Annotated in this window: 19 protein-coding genes; 8 read left to right on the top strand and 11 right to left on the bottom strand. The window is 45.0% G+C overall.

The window, feature by feature from the left end; translation table 11 throughout:
• Positions 1 to 122 precede the first annotated feature (122 nt).
• Together MH215_RS06540 and MH215_RS06535 are read right to left on the bottom strand one after the other, a co-directional pair.
• Positions 123 to 1439, bottom strand: coding sequence for an MFS transporter (locus tag MH215_RS06540; RefSeq protein ID WP_239289233.1), 1317 nt, complete (start codon positions 1437 to 1439; stop codon positions 123 to 125).
• 91 nt (positions 1440 to 1530) lie between these two features.
• Complete coding sequence (locus MH215_RS06535) at positions 1531 to 2220, bottom strand: O-methyltransferase (protein WP_239289232.1); 690 nt, start codon at positions 2218 to 2220, stop codon at positions 1531 to 1533.
• 129 nt (positions 2221 to 2349) lie between these two features.
• On the opposite strand from MH215_RS06535, the gene MH215_RS06530 reads away from it, so the two are divergent.
• A complete protein-coding gene (locus tag MH215_RS06530) occupies positions 2350 to 3243 on the top strand; it encodes a LysR family transcriptional regulator (RefSeq protein ID WP_239289231.1) in 894 nt (297 codons plus the stop codon).
• A 17-nt stretch (positions 3244 to 3260) separates the two neighbouring features.
• On the opposite strand, the gene MH215_RS06525 is transcribed toward MH215_RS06530, so the two are convergent.
• Both MH215_RS06525 and MH215_RS06520 read right to left on the bottom strand, forming a co-directional pair.
• Positions 3261 to 3983 (bottom strand): YoaK family protein, encoded by a 723-nt coding sequence (locus MH215_RS06525; protein WP_239289229.1) that lies wholly within the window; start codon positions 3981 to 3983, stop codon positions 3261 to 3263.
• An 84-nt stretch (positions 3984 to 4067) separates the two neighbouring features.
• The gene (locus MH215_RS06520; RefSeq protein WP_239289228.1) at positions 4068 to 4880 is read right to left on the bottom strand and encodes an alpha/beta hydrolase family protein; all 813 of its coding nucleotides are present in this window, start codon (positions 4878 to 4880) and stop codon (positions 4068 to 4070) included.
• Between the two features lie 307 nt (positions 4881 to 5187).
• On the opposite strand from MH215_RS06520, the gene MH215_RS06515 reads away from it, so the two are divergent.
• Positions 5188 to 5934: a GTP pyrophosphokinase gene (locus tag MH215_RS06515; protein ID WP_145048657.1), complete on the top strand. Its 747-nt coding sequence runs from the start codon at positions 5188 to 5190 to the stop codon at positions 5932 to 5934.
• A 4-nt stretch (positions 5935 to 5938) separates the two neighbouring features.
• Positions 5939 to 7171, top strand: coding sequence for a multidrug effflux MFS transporter (locus MH215_RS06510; RefSeq protein ID WP_239289227.1), 1233 nt, complete (start codon positions 5939 to 5941; stop codon positions 7169 to 7171).
• A 122-nt stretch (positions 7172 to 7293) separates the two neighbouring features.
• Here the strand turns inward: MH215_RS06510 and MH215_RS06505 are convergent, their stop codons facing one another.
• Complete coding sequence (locus tag MH215_RS06505; protein WP_239289226.1) at positions 7294 to 7896, bottom strand: hypothetical protein; 603 nt, start codon at positions 7894 to 7896, stop codon at positions 7294 to 7296.
• A 397-nt stretch (positions 7897 to 8293) separates the two neighbouring features.
• On the opposite strand from MH215_RS06505, the gene MH215_RS06500 reads away from it, so the two are divergent.
• From MH215_RS06500 to MH215_RS06480, 5 genes are all read left to right on the top strand, one after another.
• The gene (locus tag MH215_RS06500) at positions 8294 to 9289 is read left to right on the top strand and encodes an ABC transporter substrate-binding protein (protein WP_239289225.1); all 996 of its coding nucleotides are present in this window, start codon (positions 8294 to 8296) and stop codon (positions 9287 to 9289) included.
• Between the two features lie 164 nt (positions 9290 to 9453).
• The gene (locus tag MH215_RS06495) at positions 9454 to 10074 is read left to right on the top strand and encodes a flavin reductase family protein (protein WP_239289224.1); all 621 of its coding nucleotides are present in this window, start codon (positions 9454 to 9456) and stop codon (positions 10072 to 10074) included.
• 210 nt (positions 10075 to 10284) lie between these two features.
• On the top strand, positions 10285 to 12450 hold the full coding sequence (locus MH215_RS06490) for an MMPL family transporter (protein ID WP_239289223.1): 2166 nt from the start codon (positions 10285 to 10287) through the stop codon (positions 12448 to 12450).
• 109 nt (positions 12451 to 12559) lie between these two features.
• Positions 12560 to 13585, top strand: a complete 1026-nt coding sequence (locus MH215_RS06485) for an alpha/beta hydrolase family protein (RefSeq protein WP_239289222.1) — start codon at positions 12560 to 12562, stop codon at positions 13583 to 13585.
• Between the two features lie 68 nt (positions 13586 to 13653).
• Positions 13654 to 14829, top strand: a complete 1176-nt coding sequence (locus MH215_RS06480) for a rhamnogalacturonan acetylesterase (RefSeq protein ID WP_239289220.1) — start codon at positions 13654 to 13656, stop codon at positions 14827 to 14829.
• Between the two features lie 87 nt (positions 14830 to 14916).
• Here the strand turns inward: MH215_RS06480 and mnhG are convergent, their stop codons facing one another.
• The 6 genes from mnhG to MH215_RS06450 are packed head-to-tail and all read right to left on the bottom strand — an operon-like array spanning position 14917 to position 20825.
• Positions 14917 to 15309: a monovalent cation/H(+) antiporter subunit G gene (mnhG, locus tag MH215_RS06475; RefSeq protein WP_239289219.1), complete on the bottom strand. Its 393-nt coding sequence runs from the start codon at positions 15307 to 15309 to the stop codon at positions 14917 to 14919.
• Entirely contained in the window at positions 15293 to 15577 is a 285-nt protein-coding gene (locus MH215_RS06470) for a Na(+)/H(+) antiporter subunit F1 (protein WP_056692373.1), read from the bottom strand. Before MH215_RS06470 ends, mnhG begins: the two co-directional genes overlap by 17 nt.
• Entirely contained in the window at positions 15577 to 16053 is a 477-nt protein-coding gene (locus MH215_RS06465; protein ID WP_239289218.1) for a Na+/H+ antiporter subunit E, read from the bottom strand. The genes MH215_RS06470 and MH215_RS06465 overlap by 1 nt, the downstream gene beginning before the upstream one ends.
• Before the next feature lie 6 nt (positions 16054 to 16059).
• Positions 16060 to 17538, bottom strand: coding sequence for a Na+/H+ antiporter subunit D (locus tag MH215_RS06460; RefSeq protein WP_239289217.1), 1479 nt, complete (start codon positions 17536 to 17538; stop codon positions 16060 to 16062).
• Positions 17531 to 17869, bottom strand: coding sequence for a Na(+)/H(+) antiporter subunit C (locus MH215_RS06455; RefSeq protein WP_056692365.1), 339 nt, complete (start codon positions 17867 to 17869; stop codon positions 17531 to 17533). Before MH215_RS06455 ends, MH215_RS06460 begins: the two co-directional genes overlap by 8 nt.
• A 1-nt stretch (position 17870) precedes the next feature.
• Positions 17871 to 20825 carry a Na+/H+ antiporter subunit A gene (locus MH215_RS06450; RefSeq protein ID WP_239289869.1) on the bottom strand — a complete coding sequence of 985 codons (2955 nt, stop codon included), beginning with the start codon at positions 20823 to 20825 and terminating at the stop codon, positions 17871 to 17873.
• Between the last annotated feature and the right edge of the window lie 154 nt (positions 20826 to 20979).

The following is a 20979-nucleotide window of genomic DNA, read 5'->3' as shown; positions in this document are numbered from 1 at the left end:
TCGGTATATAGGTTTAAGTTGCAAATTTGATTCATGTAAGATCACTCCTGATGAATAGGCGCTTATTTTACTTCAAGGAATCTTCGACCCTTCAACTAATCTCATTCTACCTTACTCGCATATCAATGAGTTGTCACCTGTGCAGCAGGTTTGGCTTCCCTAAACATCACATAGTACATCAGTGACGAAATAACATACAGGCTGCCTGTAATACTGAACGTGATCGCATAACCCCAGTACGTTCCATAGGTAGTAACCAGATAAGATTGTACAGGACCCATCGTAGCCCAGCCGATCATGAAGGCCGTCTGCATTAATGAATTCGCAATTCCACGTCGCTTATCAGAGATTTTATCAACCAGAATGGCTGAGTGAATCGGATTAGCCGCATTCATTAGTGCTTGCCTAAACAGGAAGCTGATGGAGGCGATCACGAGCAGATTCGTGAATCCCGTAAGCAATAGGAAAGGCAAGGACATGATCTGGAAAATGACGACGGCTCGAACGCTCCCTACCTTTGCTGCAAGCGTAGGCCCAATAAGCATGGAGACAATGGTCATGATCTGACCTAAGGAGATGAGTAGACTCATCCCGCTGAGAGAAACAGAAAAACGATTCGTGAAGTATAGATTCAAATAAGGTACAACAAGACCAGAACCGAGTCCAATCAATAATTGAGTGATAACAAACTGACCGATCAGTCGGGAATCCTTCTTTTTGAGCTGAACATCAGACTCACGGACTACTCCAGTGGATTCAGAGATAACTCCATCAACGCTTTCCTTCGATTGAATGGTTGTAGGCATTGGGTGAGTTGCTTGGGTTGTAGTTGAATTATCGTTGATAAATAATAAAGGAATAAATGCGGCTAACGTAGCCACGCCTCCAATAATTAAAACCGTTTGTAAACCTGTGACCACCGCGAATCCTGCTGAATGAAGCAGATCAGCAAATACGCCGCCTCCCAGACTTCCTAGCACCTGAGATGCAAGAACAAGAGAAGAATAGTAACTGAACATTTTCAAGCGCTGACTTTTCTTTACGTTTTCAGCCAGGAAAGGGATCGCGAGAACTTGGAATACCCCAGCAAAAAGTCCAGAGAACACGGCAAACCAGATTAACCCACTGGCGGAATAGTCGAACGAGCGTCCTATGAGGAACATTCCGCTGAACAATGCTCCGACGATGAGCAACCGTTTTCGACTGAAACGATCACCGCCGAGTCCTATAGGCACGAACATAATCGCGGTTGCTAGTGATTGAATACTGACAATCTGACCATTCATTGTGTCGTTGTAGCCAAGACCTTGAATGTACAAATTATACAGGACAGAGAACATGCCATTACCGATCTGATATAGAATACTAGCTAGAAAAAAAAGTTGGATATTGCGGGACCAGCCCCGAATTTCCGAAACAATCTGTCTTAGAACTCTCAAGTGGTTTCCCCCAGTCGATGCTGTGCAGTGTTACCAGTTTAACAGGAATGGGGAAATTTCGGAACAATTGACCACTGTTTATTTTTTTGGTTTATGGTAAAACGCGTGCAAGCATGAATCCATCATACCCTTTGCTGCCTACCGTTTGTAGCGCAGTTGCTTCAAGTTTAGGATGGTTTGCAACCATATCTAGGAAGGTGCGTACACCTTTAACTCTCTCATCTGTGCTGTTTGCATTGGCCACTTCACCATCTCGTACAATATTGTCGCCAACGATAAGACTTCCAGGACGTGCTAAGCGTAGAGCCCATCGGAGATAATCGGGATTGCTTGGTTTGTCAGCATCTATGAAGATGAAATCAAAGGGTTCACGGTATTCTTCTTGTATGTCCGGGAGAGTCGTCAGGGCTGCCCCAACACGTAGGTCGACTTTATCCATAAGCCCTGCATAGCTAAGATTATGACGAGCAATTTCTGCATGATGTGGATCGGCTTCAAGAGTTACGATTCTACCTTGATCAGGCAACGCACGAGCCATCCAGATCGTACTGTAACCGCCCAGTGTTCCAATTTCGAGGACTCGTGTTGCTCCATGAATCTGAAGCAGAAGTTGAAGAAATTTACCTTGATTTGGTGTGACATCATGGGCAGGCAATCCAGCAGTGGCATTGCGGTTTAAGGCTTGCTCGAGCAGTGGATCGGCGGGAATCAATCGTTCATTCAGATATTGATCTACTTGAGTCCATGTGTGTAGTAAGGATGAAGAATTCACATTTTTCATTAAGCATGTTCCTTTCCGGATAAGGGTTTGAGATTTCTTAATTCCACTATACGACTTGCAAGATTATAAATAAAATATATATATTATATTTAATCATACATTATAGTTATATTTTTGAAAGGAGATCACATGAATCTACATGGACTAAGGTTGTTTCATGCTATTGTACGATATGGTGGGGTAACACGAGCTGCTGAAGAACTCAACATTAGTCAGCCGGCCGTTTCATCCCAAGTGAAAAAGTTTGAACGAGAGCTGAACATTCAGCTATTTGTCTCGGAGGGCAGAAGACTTGTTCTTACTGATGTGGGTACACAGCTTATCAGTTATGCAGAACGGTTATTTATGCTGGAACAAGAAGTAGAGCATTTTGTGGAGGATTTTCGGGCAGGCAAGAAAGGGATGGTCCGGATTACAGCAACATATCTCCCGGCTAATTTTCTGCTTCCAGCATGGGTTGCTCGATTCAAGCAGATGCATGAAGAGGTTGAGGTCGTTGTGAATACGACGAATACACGGATGGCATTCGATCAATTGCTTCGATATGAAGCAGAAATTGCTGTATATGGTGGAAGTGGGATCACACATGACGGGGTTCACTGGGACGAGCTGTTTGAGGATGAGATGTGGTTTGTCGTTCATCCAGAGCATCGATATGCGGGACGGGAAGTAGAATTGAAAGACATGATGGCAGAGCCATTCATCATGCGTGAAGAGGGAAGTGTAACCAGAGATCGACTCGTATCACTCTGTACAACCAATAATTTGCCAGCACCTCGGATCGCTCTTCAATTCAATGGGCTCAATGAGACAATCAGTGCAGTAAAAGCAGGATATGGAGCTAATTTTATCTCTTCACTGGTTGTGAAAGAGGATGTTCGTGAAGGCAGACTGGCACGCGTATTCGTCCAGCATATGCAATTGAAGAATATACTCGCGGTATGTACACGAGCAGGGGAAGTATTGACACCCGCTGCTCGAAAATTGGTTGATCTAATGAAGCAGGAAGCTTCGAACATGTAATATAACTGACTGGCTTCTTAACTACCACTTGCTGTATCCCGTACATCGCTGAATTGAGTCCGAGCATACAAGGTGATGCCTCCAACGAGCAGAACAGGAATCCAGACAGAGACAAGAGGCCAATGTTGGAACAGAAGTGCTGCAGCCACGATGCCGACCAAATAAATGAGAACCGCACCAGCACGGAGGTATACATCACCGGATAATGATTTAAATAGGGATTTGGCAGAGGTGTGTCTCATCCTGTACATAATGCTTACGGTATCTTCCACAACGGCGGCCAGATTATTCGTTAGAACGGTTGTAGATATGCCAGCAATGCCGATCCGGCGAGCTGCTGTAGTTTGTATTCCCATGGCTGCTGCTAAGACGAGAATCAATAGATAAGATAGTTGTTCTGCATAGGGACTGATCATGGCGACAGCAAAAAAGAGCAGTAAGCTGCTCTCAACTACAAATACAGTTGTAATTCGCTTCGTCCAGCCACTTTCGCTCCGTCCCCATCCAATCATGCGAGCTGCTATTGCATTTCCGATTATGAATCCAATAAGTGCGATTAACGAACGGAGTACAACAAACTCCTGAGCGCGAGCAATAGCAATACCCAGCAGAACGATGTTGCCCGTCATATTTGCGGTTAGTACATGACCTAAGGCTAAATATCCGATCAAGTCGACCATACCGGCAGCCATGCATAGAATGAGCAATGCGTACTTTTGGAGGGTTATCTGATGATGCATGTGACTTTCATCCTTTCACGAAAAAGGTACCCCTCTAGTATACAGTAACATTTGCCCTAATGAATACCGCAGTTACGGCTTGGATCACGATCGTGTCCCAAGCCATTTAAACATATGGCTGATCGCGGTCTGCTGAATTGTGCCTTGGAAATGATGATTTTCTCCCCCGTAGGCGTGAAATGTAACATCCGCACCGCTGCGTTTTAATTCGTTATACATCTGTGTACCATGACTGTACTTCACCTGAGTATCCGCAGTTCCATGCATGATTAGGACGGGACAGCGAAGCTCTGGAACTTTGAAGAGCGGTGAACGGGCAGTGTACGCTTCAGGAGCGCGATGCGGAGAATTGCCGAGAACCCGTTTAAGTGTTCTTCTCAGATCTGTACGTTCCAGATAGGTTTGAGCCACATCGGCGACACCGCTCCATAACACGAGCTTGTGAACACCATGAGGTTTTGTATTGTAAGTCGCTGCTGCGTGTACAGCATTGATCGCGCCTCTCGAGAAACCCATGACAGAGATCCGTGACGGGTCGGCAAAAGGCAGTCCATGCACCAATTGATAAGCGGATACAACATCTTGCAGATCACTGCCGCCATACTCATCACGCCCTTCACCACCTTCATTACCGCGATATGCAGGGGCGAACACGATATACCCGTAGTTAACAAAATGTTCAATCCAAGACGTATTAACCCCACCATAATTACCGAGTCCACCTCGGCAGTAAATCAGTACTGGCCATAATGTGTTCTGATCGATGTGTATCTGATTCGAATGGGCTCTGGAATAACGACTAGCCAGTGCAGTCAATTTCACAGGATGGAGCGTGGGCGATAAGGTTGGCGAGGGTGGTAAGTTATTAACCTCTGTTGGGACAGAGAAGGAAGACAACGAGCAGCCATCGGGAAGACCGAGATATGCTTTTACACGATAAGAATCAGAAGAATAAGTAACGTGATAGAGAATCAGAATCGCTTCCTTTCTTCAGGAGTGTCCCTTTGTTGAGTGGTGGAGTAGGTTTAGCATATGTCAAAATATAGATCTCATTCACCATCTTCGTTAGACCGTCATCGTGTAGAAATTCGTTTATTGGCTCCAGATGATTTATAATGAGAACAAAGGCATGAGGATGAACCCATGTTATCTTCACATTTCATAAATTTACTCTAGTGTCCACGGAGAAAGGAAGAACATAATGATGAACGCACCACACCCAATTGATCAATTCAAGAAATTTAAATATGAGATTACGCGGTTTATGATGATCTATAAATTTGCACTTGATCAGATGGAAACGAAGATTGAAGTGCTTAAGGAAGAATTCCAGTCCCTGCATGATTACAGCCCTATTGAACATACAAAATCAAGGTTGAAGTCACCTGAAAGTATTATGAATAAGATGTTCCGCAAAAATCATGAATTAACCTTCGAAAGTATTAAGAAAAACATTAAGGATATTGCTGGTGTACGGATCACCTGCTCGTTTATTTCTGATATTTATCGTATTAAGGATATGCTCTGTAATCAAAGCGATCTACGTGTTCTAGAAGTGAAGGATTACATTCAAAATCCGAAGCCTAACGGATACCAGAGCCTGCACTTGTTGGTCGATGTGCCTGTATACATGTCCAATGGGGAAGAGCGAGCTTGCGTGGAAATACAGATCCGCACGATTGCGATGGATTTCTGGGCGAGCCTAGAGCATAAGATCTTCTACAAATACAACAAGGATGTTCCCGAACATCTGACAAGAGAGCTGAAAAGTGCTGCGGATTCTGCGAATGCGCTTGATCAACAAATGGAGCGATTGCACCGAGAGATCCAGGAGATCAAGGATGCTGAAAATGATCGGACTGAAGAAGAGCTACGCCGTATCATTATCAATAATCAGCAATTCACGTTACCTTCCAATCTGCTCAAGTTACTAGGAAACGGAGAGCAGTAAGATCATGCGTATAAAATCGACATCGGCTTCATTAACCACCCATTCAACCTCGCGCATACGTATGGCGCTAATTCTCGGGACATTGTCGGCCTTCGGGCCGTTGTCCCTGGATATGTATCTGCCCGCACTGCCTACGCTAGCAGCGGATTTCGAATCTTCAACGTCTTATGCACAGCTCAGTCTAACCGCTTGTATGGTTGGACTTGCTTTAGGACAACTGCTTGCTGGACCATTGAGTGACGTTCGAGGACGTCGGACTCCGTTGATTGCTGGATTGTTACTCTACACCATAGCCTCTATTCTTTGTTTGGTTAGCCCAACTATGGGTTCTTTTGTTGTATTACGCTTCATTCAGGGGGTTGCAGGAGCAGCAGGCATCGTGATTTCTCGTGCAGTCGTTCGAGATGTTTATGACGGTCCAGAATTAACACGATTTTTCTCACTGCTAATGTTAATTAACGGGGTAGCGCCAATTGCTGCGCCAATTATAGGTGGTCTCTTACTTGAATACACGTCATGGCGAGGCGTATTTATTTTATTAAGTCTTATCGGCGTATTGACATTATTAGCTGTCATTTTTGGCTTAGGAGAAACCTTGCCAGCAGATCGAAGATCCAGTGGTGGATTGAAACAGACACTGGTCACGTTCCGCCAAATTGCGAGTAATCGTTTATTTATGGGTTATGCTCTGACTCAGGGATTTGTAGGTGCAGGTATGTTTGCGTACATATCAGGTTCACCATTTGTGTTGCAGAAAATATATGGCATTTCACCACAGATGTTTAGTCTCTGCTTCGCGATTAATGGCTTGGGAATTATATTAGCCAGTCAGATCGCAGGAAGGCTTGCTGGAAAGGTTTCCGAATCTCGTTTGCTGATCGCTGGTCTAATTGTTGCGGCATTGGGAGGAACTTCTCTATTCATTGCGATCTTAGCCGGAGGCAACCTGATCTCAATACTCATTCCATTATTCCTAGTGGTCTCTAGTGTAGGTCTAGTGAATACCGCTTCATTTGCATTGGCGATGGCTAATCAATCCAAGTCTGCGGGAAGTGCATCCGCACTGATTGGTGTAATGACCTTTATGTTTGGAGGAATTGTGGCTCCACTTGTTGGACTAGGTGGTGAGGGAACGGCTGTACCTATGGGGATTGTTATTCTCTGTGCTGATCTCGGCGCAGTACTTATCTATCTCATGATGGTTAGAAAAACAAGTGAACGGCAAGTGGCACACTAATACACGAAGTGGCAACGCCCCACGTGGAGAGATCCATCTCTCCACGTGGGGCGTTTGTTTTTTTTTAGGGCGTATCTTATAACGCCGTAGGAAGCAAATGTTCAGAGAGTTTGAGAAACGTCCTAACAGAGGGAGAACAAAATTTGTGTATTCAACAAAATACCTGGAGTCTGGAATGGATAGAAGTAACCAACCACGAATCCGAACAGGTTAATGGCAGGCCACATCAGATAGACATCATTGTAAGTGAACACGAGAGACCAACGGTTGTAACAGAACCGGTTCAGCACGCGCTCTTCGTTGTTCCGAGGCGCCGATACGCCTGATTGCGCAAATTGCACAGCTTGTGTCAGGCTCTGTGGTTGCTGCTGAATAAATAGTGGAAGTAGACCGGGGCTGCTTTTAATTAAATTGTATAAGAAAACCATCTCTGCTGGAGGCTGACCCACTGGCCGAGGATACGCGCTCAGTAAAGTGGGCAGATTGCCTTGTGCAAGTTGGGCAGGAACGCCTGGCGCTGTACCAGGAACCCCTCCTGGAAAGTATGGTGGCTGACCACCTGTGCCCCCGCCTGGGAAAAAAGGAGGTAAGCCCCCGGTAGCGCCGGGAATTCCAGGGATCGGTTGGCCTGGAATTCCACCTGGCGTGCCTCCCGGGAAAATGGGTGGAAATTGAAATGAGCGATTTTCCTCATAGGCGGAATACGTATTATATGGGTAACTCATGATCGAACATCCTTCCTGTCTGCTTAGTCTGAAATCAGCATATGAAGGCATCTGCCTATAGGTGATGAAGGATGCGAAATTTAACATTATCTGAATCCATTTCATCATACCTTTAGCTGCTTCAATCCAAACGAGATATAGATCAAAACGATTCAATTTGTCTATATCTCGTTACATCTATTCCCTTTTAGTGAGTTATGAAATGGATTAATCTTATGATTCAAAATGTTGCCAATGACTTTAATCATGTTGACTTCTATGTTGATAACGATTATCATTGTCGATGGATCGCATAACAGTATACGCATGTATAATATATGCTGATGTTTAGGAAAGATCGGATGTGTCCGGTATATTGGGTTGGTTAGAGAGGTACATATTGAAAGGGGCTAATTTCGTGTTTAACAAGAACAAAAAAATGATCATACTTCTGATTACGGTGATGATCATGTCCATCTGGTTGGCAGCTTGCGGAGCAAAGTCTACAGACCAACAGCCATCAGCGACAGGAGAGAATACAGCAGCTGAGTCTGAGACGCAGACAGAAGCACCGACAGAACGTACCATGACAGACGCGATGGGCCACGAAGTCCAAATTCCTGCTAATCCGGAGCGTATTATCGCTTCTTATCTAGAGGATCATTTAGTTACGCTTGGTGTTAAGCCAGTAGCTCAATGGTCTGTAACTAAAGGGGTTCAACAATATTTGCAAAAGGACTTAGAGGGGATTCCACCTATTGCATCTGATCTTCCCTTTGAAGCTGTAGTCAGCTTCAGTCCCGATCTGATCATCATTGGCACTGAGGACATGGTTGAAGGTGAGAAGTATGAGCAATATAACAAAATTGCGCCGACCTTTGTGCTGGGTGAAGAAGTTTATAAAGACTGGCGCAAGACGTTACTAAAAATCGGCGAAATTCTGAATAAGAGTGACGAGGCACAACAAGTGCTGGACAATTACGATCTCAAGGTAAAAGAGGTTAAGGAGAAAATAAACACCGTTACAGGTGGAACCAAATCAGCTGCGGCTATTTGGTTAGTCAACGGGAAATTCTTTATGGTGAGCGATAACGTATCCAGTGGTGAAGTCATGTACAATGAGCTTGGACTAGCTAAGCCTGAGGTTGTAAAGGAAATATCAGCTACAGCAACAGGCAACTGGTCAGCTATTTCCTTGGAGAAGCTTGCGACTATGGATGTTGATTATCTGTTCTTTGTCAACAGTGATGTGGGTACAGGAGCAGAGGCCTTGAAAGATCCGGTATGGCAGAACATACCTGCAGTGAAGAACGGTAACCTGTTCGAATTCACTCGGGAAAGTAGCTGGTTGTACAGCGGAGTTCAGGCTAACACGCAAATTATGGAAGACATTCAAAATAGCATCGTTAAATAAAAATAAGGCATGCTACAGCTAGGTTGCTAGCCTAAACAGACTCTTTGGTACGAAGATGCCAAAGAGTTTTTGTTATTCTTATACCGAGCGTTATATAATAACGGAGCAGAATATATGAAGTTGTTTTAACTATTCGATAGATATAGAGGAGAGGCGATGACAGCATGTATACATTTGATCCACAGCAATTAACGGCTAAAGATAATTATAAATTCATGAGTGGCTCTGTTGTGCCACGGCCAATCGCATTTGTTACGACGTTATCGCAGGAAGAGGGGATTGTGAATGCTGCGCCGTTTAGTTTTTTCAATGTAGTCAGTTCAGATCCCCCGTTGTTGTCGATTTCAATTGGACGCAAGGCTGGTGAGATGAAAGATACTGCTCGCAATATTTTGTCTGGTAAAGAACTGGTTATACATATCTGTGATGAGGCGATTGTAAGCGACATGAATGAAACGGCAGCAATGCTGGAGCCACATGAAAGTGAACTTGACCGCACAAACCTTACAACTGTGCCAAGTACTGTGGTCGCTGTACCAGGTATACAAGAGGCGCTTATTCGAATGGAATGTACATTGTATCAGCATATTCCCATTTCTAACGATGAGGGTGAACCTGTCAGTGATCTCATATTAGTACGGATTGTGCAATATCATTTCAGTGAAAACGTGTATGATCCAACCACAAAGTACCTCTTGATGGATCAACTGAAACCGGTCAGTCGACTGGCAGGCAATGACTATGCCAAGCTTGGGGAACGCTTTACCGTAATTCGACCTCTGTAGTATGGGAAATGCAGGTTAAGTGATATATATACCAATTAGGCGGGCATCATGTGCAAATGTACATGGTTGTCCGTTTTTCGTTGTTTGCCAAACATAAAGAGATTTCGATCCGAATAGACTTGTACTATATTCTGTCATATGTAATTCGAACTTGCAGAACCGACCTTTGTCAAAAAAGGGTTTCCAATCTGATATTAGAGGAGCATGGGTATGGGGTATCGCAGCCTAACTATGCTTGTGAGCCGTTATCCCCGGTTCATTATATGGTGCTGGCTTATTATTATTGGGATGTCTGTCACTTGGGCAATGAGATTACCTAGTGTTGTTGAAGATCATGGATTGAAGCTGATGCATGGGGATGCCCATCAGGTTGAGCTTATGTTGCAGGAGCAATTCAATATCCCCGTTGATCCGGTCGTGGTTGTATTTGAGAAGAAAGAGGAAACACAACGAGCTGAGTTCCGAGCATGGATTCAGGTTCATTTAGAAAAAGCACGGCAAGTTCCGGGCGTCCATTCGATCATCTCTCCGCTTGAACCACGCGGAGCACTCATGCTACGTGAAGATATAGCTTACGCGTTGCTGGATCTGAATACTCCAACTCATGAGAAGAGTGATGTAGTTCAACAATTGCGCGTTGCGTTAACCGAAGATAACCTGGGGACTGTGCAATTGACCGGCAAGCCGGTCGTACAGCAGGACGTGAACCGTTTGAGCTTTCGTGACCTGGAGCACGCTGAAGTGGTTGGTGTGCCACTAGCCCTAATGATTCTGTGGTTTGCCTTCAGGGGATGGAATGTTGCTCTGATCGCAGTCATGATGGGGATTTCCAGCGTAGTAATCGCCATGGGAGCAACGGCTCTTATGGGTCATCAGGTGGAATTGTCTAACTTCATTATCAACGTCATTCCAATGGTGGGGATGGCGCTAAGCATTGATTTTGCTCTCATTATCCTAAGTAGATATAGAGAAGAGTTAAGCAAGGCTCGAGATGTGAATTCCACAGTATATGCTGAAGTCCTCCAACGAACCATGCAAACGGCGGGAAGAGCTGTGTTATTTTCTGCTGCTTGTGTATTTCTCGGCTTGCTTGGTCTACTCTGGATTCAATTACCTATGTTCATGAGTGTTTCATTAGGAGCGATAACCGTCTTAATCGTCGCTGTACTTCTTAATATAACGCTACTACCTGCGATTCTCTCGTTATATGCTAATCATATTTTTAAACATATCAACATCTCGTCATCTCATCTCTCGAATCAAGGGAGTAGCATGTGGCGTCGATGGTCAGGGATCGTCATGAAGCGACCCATTCGGATGGTTATCCTTGGAACAGCGGCCTTGTTGCTGTGTGTTTTACCCGTATCTAAACTAGACATTGCAGTTCCAGATGCAACATCCCTACCCATTCATACGGAGTCGCGGCAAGCGAGTGAGAAGGTGCAGAGTGTATTTGGGCAGCGAGAGGTCTCTTCAGTAGATATTGTCATTGGTGGTACAGATCAGTTATTAAGTAAAACCCACTGGAATACTGCCTTGTATAAACTTCAGGAGCTACGACAAGATCCGGATGTTGTTGATATTGATTCACCGTGGAAGCAGATCAACCCTGGTATGGTGAATTCAGTTTCAACCTTGGCGGAGCTGAGCTATGTGTCGGATCATGCGATTCGAATGAAGGTAACTGTAAAGGGAGAACCCGGTTCAGATCAGATTTCGACCTGGATTGAACGGATGTATCGACATGATGCTGTATCTAGTGTGAAGCAGGGTGTGCCAATCCATTATGGTGGAGAAGCAATTGACCAGTACGAAATTATGAAAGAGCTTATGGATAAGCTGCCCAAGGTGATTGTTTTTGTAGTGGTATCGAACTATTTAGTTATGCTTGTTGCTTTCCGATCATTAATTATTCCTATCAAAGCGATTGTAATGAATATACTTAGCCTGGTAGCTTCCTTCGGTATTCTGGTCATGATATTTAACCAAGGACACTGGGGCATGGAGCCTTCGCCCGTTGCCATCATGATCCCTGTTTTTATTGCTGGCTTAGTATTTGGTATATCCATGGATTATGGTGTATTTATGCTGACACGTATTCAGGAAGCCTATCGACGAACAGGAGACAGCGACTTGGCTGTGCAGGAAGGACTTTCCTCAACGGGGCGACTGATTACGTCAGCAGCAGCTATTTTGCTTGCGGTGACTATTCCGTTTGCTTTTGGCGATGTAGCAGGAGTGAAGCAACTTGGAATCGGGATCACGGCTGCAGTTCTAATTGATGTAACGATTATTCGTCTATTGCTTGTTCCTGCATTAATGAAACTGATGGGGAGATGGAATTGGTGGCTTCCTGGTCAAACGAATAAGTTATAAATAGCATGAATTGGCGATAAAGGAACAATAATGTTCAACTCCCAAGCTACTATTGTGATTTATAATGTAGGCAAGAATGATTAGCTGAGTGTGGGAGGGAGTATTCAGAATGTCTACGATTGAATCCTATTTGAAAGAGCGAACAAGCCAGCAGGGACGTTCAACATATCAGCCAGGTGATTCGCTAGAGCAGTGGAGTAGTCAGCTACGATTACGGATAAAAGAAAGACTGGGTGGGTTTCCAGATATCGCATCTACATTAAACCCTGTACGACTGGAGCATACCGTATGCGACGGATACATTCGTGAGCGAGTTGAGATCACAACGTATGAGGGGCTACGTATGCCTATATACATGTTATTTCCGACCGAAAGTGATGCTTCCTCTGAAAACAGTATTCGACCTGCAGTCATTGCTTGCCACGGTCATGGGTACGGCAGCCGAGAAGTGACTGGAATGGAGCCGGACGGTGCTCCGCGCGCAGGTGATCCGGGATTACACAAGGATTTTGCAGTGTCTCTTGTGAAACGAGGGTATATCGTGGCCGTTCCAGAATTGCTCGGTTTTGGCGACCGTAGACTAGAAGAAGATCGTGACGCAGCACCTGGCGTAAGCTCCTGTACGAAGATTGCTGCTCATCTGTTGATGGTTGGAGAGACGCTGGCTGGACATCGGGTCTATGAGATGATGCGTGTGTTCGATTATTTATCCGAGAGAGCTGACGTTGATTCAGAGAGGATCGGAATGATGGGTATTTCGGGTGGAGGGCTTGTGACGGCATTTACAGCTGCACTGGATGAAAGATGCCGTGCCGCGGTTGTGAGTGGGTATGCTAGTACGTTTCAGGGCAGCATATTAGATCGCAATCATTGTTTGGATAATTACATCCCAGGAATTTTGTTAGAGTCAGAATTACCAGATATCATCGGTTTGATTGTACCTAGGCCCTTATTTATTGAAGCAGGCAGTGATGATCGGGTATTTCCATTATCCTCAGCGAGGGAAGCTTATGCTCGATTAACCGAGATTTACGATCAACAAGGAGCAGTTGAGCTGCTGGATGCAGATTTTTTTGCAGGTGGACATGAGATAAGTGGTGCCGTAGCCTATGACTGGCTAGAGAGATTTTTGTAAGAACTCTTCAAAGAGTGTGTTAGCTTGTGATGAAGATGAAAACGAATATACCTGGGAGGAGATATTCAATGAACAGATGGTCAAGAACGGTAAGAGTTCTGTTGAGTGTTACTTTGTTTGCTGGGGTGTTAGCGAGTGGGTTCGGATCAAGCGAGAGAACAGTTGCGCATGCGGCGGGTAATGAATACAAATTTGACTTTGGTGCTGGCTCTGTTGAGAGCGGTTACACGGGTGTATCTGCCTCGGATGCGTATACGTCAACAAGAGGATATGGCTTCAATACCCCGTCACAGATGCGTAACGTGTCAGCTTCAGGTACAGGCGTTGCAAAAGATGCAGTACAATTTCTCACATACGGCACGAAGAGCACTAATACATTTAATGTGGATCTGAGCAATGGTCTCTATGAGGTGAAGGTAACACTAGGCAATACAGCACGAGCAAGTGTCGCTGCGGAAGGTGTCTATCAGATCATCAATATGACAGGTAATGGAGCCACTGACCGGTTCCAAATACCAGTGACAGACGGTCAGCTTAATTTGCTTGTAACGGAAGGCAAGGAAGGCACTGCATTTACGCTGAGTGCACTTGAAATACGGAAAATCTCAGATCAGGTGGTAACGAAACGTACCATTTATATTGGTGGCGATTCAACGGTAGCTAACTATTATCCCTTGAGCAGTAGCGTCCAGGGTGGATGGGGGCAGTTATTGCCTTCCTACGTCAATAATAATACGTTCCAGGTGCGTAACATGGCTTCTGGAGGGCAAATCGCACGAGGATTTCGTGACGATGGACAGATGGAAGCGATTCTGAAATACATCAAACCAGGGGATTACTTCATCCTACAACTCGGGATCAATGATACGAATGCGAAGAACAATACCACGGAAGCGCAATTCAAAGAGATCATGCGAGACATGGTGGTGCAAGCCAAGAACAAGGGAGCTACGGTTATTTTATCTACTCCGCAGGGAAGAGCCACAGACTTTAATTCAGCTAACGTGCACAGTGCTGAGAATCGGTGGTATAACCAAGCTACACGAGCACTGGCTCAAGAAGAGAACGTAACACTCGTAGAACTTAACAAACTAAGTTCAGCCTACTTCACCTCCATTGGTCCTCAAGCAACGCTCGCGCTTTATATGACTGGAGATAGCCTGCATCCCAATCGCCAAGGAGCATCAGAGCTAGCACGCATTCTAGTCAATGATCTGAAAAGACAAGGATTGAATGGCTTCTAGAATTAGAGCAATAGAACCTCTGACATGATCATCCTACAACTGAAAAAAGACCTGCATCATCGCAGGTCTTTTTTGCGTACTTTGAGGTTACTCCATCATATCCTTCTCTTCGTGATTAACCTTCTTACCTTTCAGTAAGGGCTCAAGTTCATCTTGAATGCTCTGTTCCCATAGAGGTACATCCGTACGGTAGGCGGCACGTCCGTTCAGATGCCCTGCGACAGGAGCAGTGATAAATACAAACAAGATACCTAATAATACGCGTGCACTGATGTAGTTATCGAAGATCCAGAAGAATAAAAAGGCTCCGCTTAACACACACAGGACTCCAAGAGTCATACTTTTGGTCGCGGCATGTGCTCGTAAATAGACATCAGGTAACCGAATGAGACCAAATGCACTAAATGCACTCAGTAAAGCTCCCAGCAGAACGAGTAGACCAATGGCAGTTTCAGCGGCTGCATTAACGATCTCCATCATTTTTGAACACCGCCCCCCGTTCGATATAACGTGCAAAGGCTACTGTACTTAGAAATGCAAGAATACCAATCAATAAAATAATATCCAAATAGGCTTGTGTCTTAAGCATCATGGATAATACAGCTACAATGGCGATGACATTAATGCCTATCGTATCTAGAGCTGTAATTCGGTCAGCCATTGAGGGTCCTCGAAGGACACGATACAGACAGCCGAGAATAGCCAGAGATAAAATTAGCAATGAAATAAACAGTAGTGAGGACAACATTAACGTGTCACCTCCATTATTGCTTTTTCGAACGTGTTTTTGATATCATCTCTCAACTTTTGCTCATCCTTAATATCCAGTGCATGGATAAACAGCTTCCGTTGATTCCCTGAGATTTCGAGTGGCAAGGAACCTGGTGTTAGAGAGATAAGCAGACAGAGCAGGGTAACTTCCCAATCTGAAGATAATTCTGTTCGATAGGTGAAAATACCTGGTCGAATATCAAGCTTAGGTTTAATGATCTGACGGATGACCTCAATACTGGCTCGCACCAGTTCCTTAAACAGCAGTATAAGCAACTTAATGATCGCCCAGACGCGTACAATATACAACCGTTGCGGGAAGAAACGCCGCATGCCTCCAATGAGCAATAAACCGAGTAAATAACCAGTAATAAAACCAACACCGTTCCAGGCATTGTTCAGAAACATCCATACAAAAGCGATAATAAGATTGAGTATTATCTGAAAGGCCATACGCATCTACTCCTTCAATACGGCATCTATATACAGATTCGGATGCAGTAGAATGTCGCCTGCGCGCGAGGTTAATTGGAACATGCCTTCAGCCCCCACACCCATCACGATGATAAAAATAAACAGGATACCCGCTGGAATCAGCAAACCATTCACCGGATAAGGTCGACGGACAACGCCCGCAGGTGGCTCACCCCAGAACGCTTGGATGAAGATACGTAGAACAGAGTAGAGCATTAACAAGCTGGAGAGTACCGCAATTCCGGTCAGTCCGTACAAGCCTGTCTGCAAGCCGCCCTCGAACAGCAACAGTTTACCTGGGAATCCACTGAATGGCGGTATACCCGCCAATGCAAGTGCGCTGATGAAGAACATCCAGCCGAGCATGGGATAGCGTTTAATGAGCCCGCCCATATTGTCGAGTTTAGATGTGCCTGCGACTGCAATCAATGCACCGCCTAATAGGAAGAGCAGTGTTTTGATCAGCATATCATGCAACATGTAGAAGAGCAGACCTTCAAGTGCGGTACGACTGGCCGATGCCATGCCGAAAGCAACAAAACCGACACCTGCGATGACGTTATAGATCAAAATTTTGTTCACGTCACGATAGGAAATTGCCCCAATAACCCCCAGGATCATGGTAGCTCCGGCCATCCAACCAATTAAGGCGTGGAAGAAATCCGGATCATGATAGAAGATGAGCGTGAACGTACGCACAATCGCATACAGTCCCACCTTGGTTAACAATCCAGCGAACAGTGCCGTAACTACGGCTGGTGGAGCTGCATAGGAACCGGATAGCCAGAAGAACAGGAACAATCCAGCCTTAATACTAAATACAATCAAGAACAACACAGCAATAAGGGTTACGACACCACTCTGACCGACCTCCGCAATTCGAACCGACAAATCAGCCATGTTTAATGTGCCAGTGATGGAATATAAGAAGCCGATCGAAGCAACAAAGAGCGCAGAAGAAACGATGTTAATCAGGACATATTTGATCGTTTCCTGTAATTGTCGTTCCGTTCCTCCAAGCACGATTAGGGCATAGGAAGAGATCAGCATCAATTCAAAGCTTACAAATAGGTTGAAGATATCCCCCGTAAGGAACGATCCGTTTACCCCAGCAATCAGAAAGTGAAAGAACGGATAGAAGTGATGTTCCTCTCGTTCTTTGTTGACACTGCGAAAAGCGTAGAGAAGACAGGCCAGCGCTATAATGGATGCAGCGACAACGAGCAGTGCTGATACCATATCGGCAACAAGCACTATACCATAAGGGGGTGTCCAGCCTCCCATATTCAACGTTTGGATGCCTGATTGGGCAACTTGAACAATTAGCACCGTTGAAGCTGCGGCGGTGAGCAAAAGTCCAACAACACTGACGAACCGCTGAATGCTAACCTTCCGGAAAAAAAGGATAGCGATAACGCCTGTAATTAAGGGTAGCAGAATCGGTAGAACAACAAGATTATTCATATGGCCGCCCCCTTACTTCTTCCATATCGTCGGTTTTCAGTTTCAGATATGAACGGTAGGATAGAACAAAGAAAAAGGCAGTTAGACCAAAATTAATAACGATTGATGTCAAAATAAGCGCCTGGGGCAGCGGGTCTACATAACTTTCCGCTTGCTCCCCAAGTAGAGGTGGAGCTCCGGTCTTGAGGCGAGACATCGTTATTAACAACAGATGCACGCCATGCGTGAGAATAGACATGCCGAGTACAATTCGGAGCAGGCTCCGCGATAAGATTAAGAAGACGGCGACCGCAAACAAAATGCCAACGGCCACACACATCAATATTTCCATATCAGCGATCCTCCCCGATCTGTAGAATAATGGTCATGGTGACGCCAAGGACGGCTAGATACACGCCTATATCGAACAGCATTGCCGTGGCAAGTTCAGTCTCTCCGAGTAAAGGAAGTTCAAAATAACCGAAGGTTTGGCTGAGGAACGGAGCACCGAACAAAAATGAACCTGCCCCCGTTAATAAGGCAATTGCCAGACCAATCGATGTTAACATACGAAAATCAATAGGTAACGCTTTGCGTATCGTATCTGTACTGAACGCAAGGGCAATAAGTACCAGTGCAGCAGCCGTAACGAGACCGCCGATAAATCCGCCGCCTGGGTTGTGATGCCCTGCGAAGAACAAGTGCAAGGCGAAGGTCAAAATAATAAATACGACAACCTTGGTCGTGGTTTGCAGCAATACGTCATTACTTTGCAAAGGAACCGTATCCCAGGAAGATGTAGTTCCTTCCCGATTCCCATATTTCTTCGTGTTATCGTCTTTATCGTCAAGCTCAACGTCATTTTCATCTGTAGTTTCTTTCTTACGGAATTTCAATCGTGCGCCCAGATCTTTTGCTTCTAGATTCAGATTAATCATGGAGTAGATGGATAATGAAGCCACACCAAGCACCATAATTTCAAGTAACGTATCGTAACCACGGAAATCTACAAGCAATACATTAACGACATTTTTACCACCAGCCGAGTTATAAGCTTCTTGCAGGAAGAAGGTCGAAATGCTCTCCAATGAGGCTGTTCCACTCGCTGCTAGTGCAACAAACGTCATGACAATTCCTACAGATATCGCCACAATGCCATTTACAGTGAGGTATCGACGACTCGACTTACCTCGCTGAAGCTCAGGCAAATGATAGAAGCAGAGTAGGAACAGGGCAACAGAAACGGTCTCTACGATCATTTGTGTCAATGCGAGATCCGGTGCTCGGAACAGAACAAAGAGCAAGGTTACGAGGTATCCGACGGCTCCAGTCATGATAACTGCAGATAGCCTATTCTTGGCAAAAGGAATGGATACAGCAGCCGCAATAAGCGTAATCAGTAACACGGCCTCATAGAACGAGAAGGGCGCGTTACCCTGGAAATTCCAGGTTATATTTTCACCTGAACGGAAGAATGCATACACAAGAAGTGCAACTGTGAACGAAAAGATATAAACCAGGTAATTGCGCACAGAGCCATTCATATACGCTTCCGTCCATTTGCGAGCATAATGCTGCAAGTTATCAAGCACGACATGATACATATTGTTAATGGTTAAACCTTGTGGATAATGCTCATACAGATTTCTCCATTTAGGCAAAAGTTTATATAATGTAACACCCAGTGCAACTACACCAACGGTCATGATGAGTTCTGGTGTGAGACCATGCCAGAGGGAGAAATGTACATCGAATCGTTCGTTACCACTCAGCAGTTGAGGCAACACTGCAGCCATTGCAGGTTCAATCAGTGTCATCGCGACCAGATTCGGGAAGAGACCGAATACAATGACCAAAATGCCAAGCGTAACAGGTGGAATGAGCATGCCGATTGGAGCTTCATGCATCTTCTCGGCAGGTAGTTCACTGCGGGTGCTTCCTAGGAATGTTTTGAAAGCAATAATCAAGGCATAGATTAACGTGAACACACTCGCCAGCCAGGCAAGCACAGGTAATAGGATGCTCCAAGAGCCAAGTCCGAAAATCCGTAGATGTGTGATTTCAACCATGGCTTGGAAGAACAATTCCTTGCTCAAGAAGCCGTTGAATGGTGGGATACCAGCCATCGCAAGTGACCCTATAAGGGCAACCGTGAATGTGATTGGCATAAATGAAGCGAGACCACCGAGCTTGCGAATGTCACGTGTGCCGGTTTCATGATCGACAATACCAACGACCATAAAGAGAGCTGCTTTGAACGTGGCGTGATTAAACAAATGCAGCAAGGCCGCGGTTGTTGCCACCGTATACATCGCGGAGGAGTCACCGTATCCAAAGTACAGAGCGGCTGACCCAACACCAAAGAGGGACATAATTAATCCAAGCTGAGAAATCGTAGAATAAGCCAAGATTGCTTTTAGATCGTTTTTCTTTACAGCCAAAAAGGAGCCATAACAGAGGGTTAGGATACCCACCCCTGTAACAAGCCAAAACCAGAGTCCTTGCCCACCAAAAATAGGCGTAAACCGAGCAACAACATAGATACCGGCTTTAACCATCGTCGCGGAGTGTAGATAGGCACTGACGGGTGTAGGGGCTTCCATCGCATCCGGTAGCCAGATGTGAAATGGGAACTGCGCCGATTTGGTAAACGCACCAATCAGGATGAGGACTAATGCAGGCAAAAATAATGCGTTCTCCTGAATCTGTCCCCAATCTGCAATGGTGGCACGAATGCTGAACGTACCTGTCATCAGATACATCAGCATGAATCCGGCAAGCATCGCAAAACCGCCAAATACAGTAATTAAAAATGATTTTTGCGCACCCGAAGTAGATGCTTTACGTTTGTAATGAAAGGCAATCAGCAGGAACGACGTAATACTGGTCAATTCCCAGAAACCATACAGCACAATCATATTGTCTGATAGAACTACGCCGAGCATGGCACCCATGAACATTAATAGATACAGGTAGAAACGATTCAAGGCTTCTTTCTGATCCATATAATAAATCGAGTAGAGTACAACGAGTATGCCGATTCCAGTGATTAGAAGTGTCAGCAGAAGACTCAGACCATCCAGATAAAAATTAAAACCGATATCAAGTGATGGGATCCATGGAATTAATCCAGACACGGTGTTACGTTCAGACACGTTAGAGATAAGACTTACAAAATAAACAAATAATGAAACTGGAACGAGTAGAACTGCCCATCCCATATGTACTTTTCGGAAAAAGCGATGTAGCATGGACAGCAACATACCTACAACAAAAGGCAAAATAACAGCAACATGAAGCAGGCTCAACATTACACCCCCAAATTCTAGTTGAAGTTTTTCTGTGTGTGACAAACATGTTGAATGAACATTGTATTACATGCTTGCTCTCTAAATACATAACCCAAGTATGTATATACAGAATCGTGACTATTCTTTGAATGGAAGAAACTCGTGTGAATTT

This window comes from Paenibacillus sp. ACRSA (genome assembly GCF_022346845.1).
Taxonomy (GTDB): domain Bacteria; phylum Bacillota; class Bacilli; order Paenibacillales; family Paenibacillaceae; genus Paenibacillus.
Note: the sequence above shows the minus strand (reverse complement) of the source record. Positions and strands in the feature narration are given on the sequence as shown.

What these genes read in the sequence shown, in the direction of transcription:
- MH215_RS06460 (WP_239289217.1), bottom strand. Translation starts at nt 17,538, where the DNA reads ATGAATAATCTTGTTGTTCTACCGATTCTGCTACCCTTAATTACAGGC.
- MH215_RS06465 (WP_239289218.1), bottom strand. Translation starts at nt 16,053, where the DNA reads ATGGCCTTTCAGATAATACTCAATCTTATTATCGCTTTTGTATGGATG.
- MH215_RS06510 (WP_239289227.1), top strand. Translation starts at nt 5,939, where the DNA reads ATGCGTATAAAATCGACATCGGCTTCATTAACCACCCATTCAACCTCG.
- MH215_RS06480 (WP_239289220.1), top strand. Translation starts at nt 13,654, where the DNA reads ATGAACAGATGGTCAAGAACGGTAAGAGTTCTGTTGAGTGTTACTTTG.
- MH215_RS06525 (WP_239289229.1), bottom strand. Translation starts at nt 3,983, where the DNA reads ATGCATCATCAGATAACCCTCCAAAAGTACGCATTGCTCATTCTATGC.
- MH215_RS06495 (WP_239289224.1), top strand. Translation starts at nt 9,454, where the DNA reads ATGTATACATTTGATCCACAGCAATTAACGGCTAAAGATAATTATAAA.
- MH215_RS06530 (WP_239289231.1), top strand. Translation starts at nt 2,350, where the DNA reads ATGAATCTACATGGACTAAGGTTGTTTCATGCTATTGTACGATATGGT.
- MH215_RS06505 (WP_239289226.1), bottom strand. Translation starts at nt 7,896, where the DNA reads ATGAGTTACCCATATAATACGTATTCCGCCTATGAGGAAAATCGCTCA.
- MH215_RS06490 (WP_239289223.1), top strand. Translation starts at nt 10,285, where the DNA reads ATGGGGTATCGCAGCCTAACTATGCTTGTGAGCCGTTATCCCCGGTTC.
- MH215_RS06455 (WP_056692365.1), bottom strand. Translation starts at nt 17,869, where the DNA reads ATGGAAATATTGATGTGTGTGGCCGTTGGCATTTTGTTTGCGGTCGCC.
- mnhG (WP_239289219.1), bottom strand. Translation starts at nt 15,309, where the DNA reads ATGATGGAGATCGTTAATGCAGCCGCTGAAACTGCCATTGGTCTACTC.
- MH215_RS06485 (WP_239289222.1), top strand. Translation starts at nt 12,560, where the DNA reads ATGTCTACGATTGAATCCTATTTGAAAGAGCGAACAAGCCAGCAGGGA.
- MH215_RS06470 (WP_056692373.1), bottom strand. Translation starts at nt 15,577, where the DNA reads ATGTTGTCCTCACTACTGTTTATTTCATTGCTAATTTTATCTCTGGCT.
- MH215_RS06535 (WP_239289232.1), bottom strand. Translation starts at nt 2,220, where the DNA reads ATGAAAAATGTGAATTCTTCATCCTTACTACACACATGGACTCAAGTA.
- MH215_RS06515 (WP_145048657.1), top strand. Translation starts at nt 5,188, where the DNA reads ATGAACGCACCACACCCAATTGATCAATTCAAGAAATTTAAATATGAG.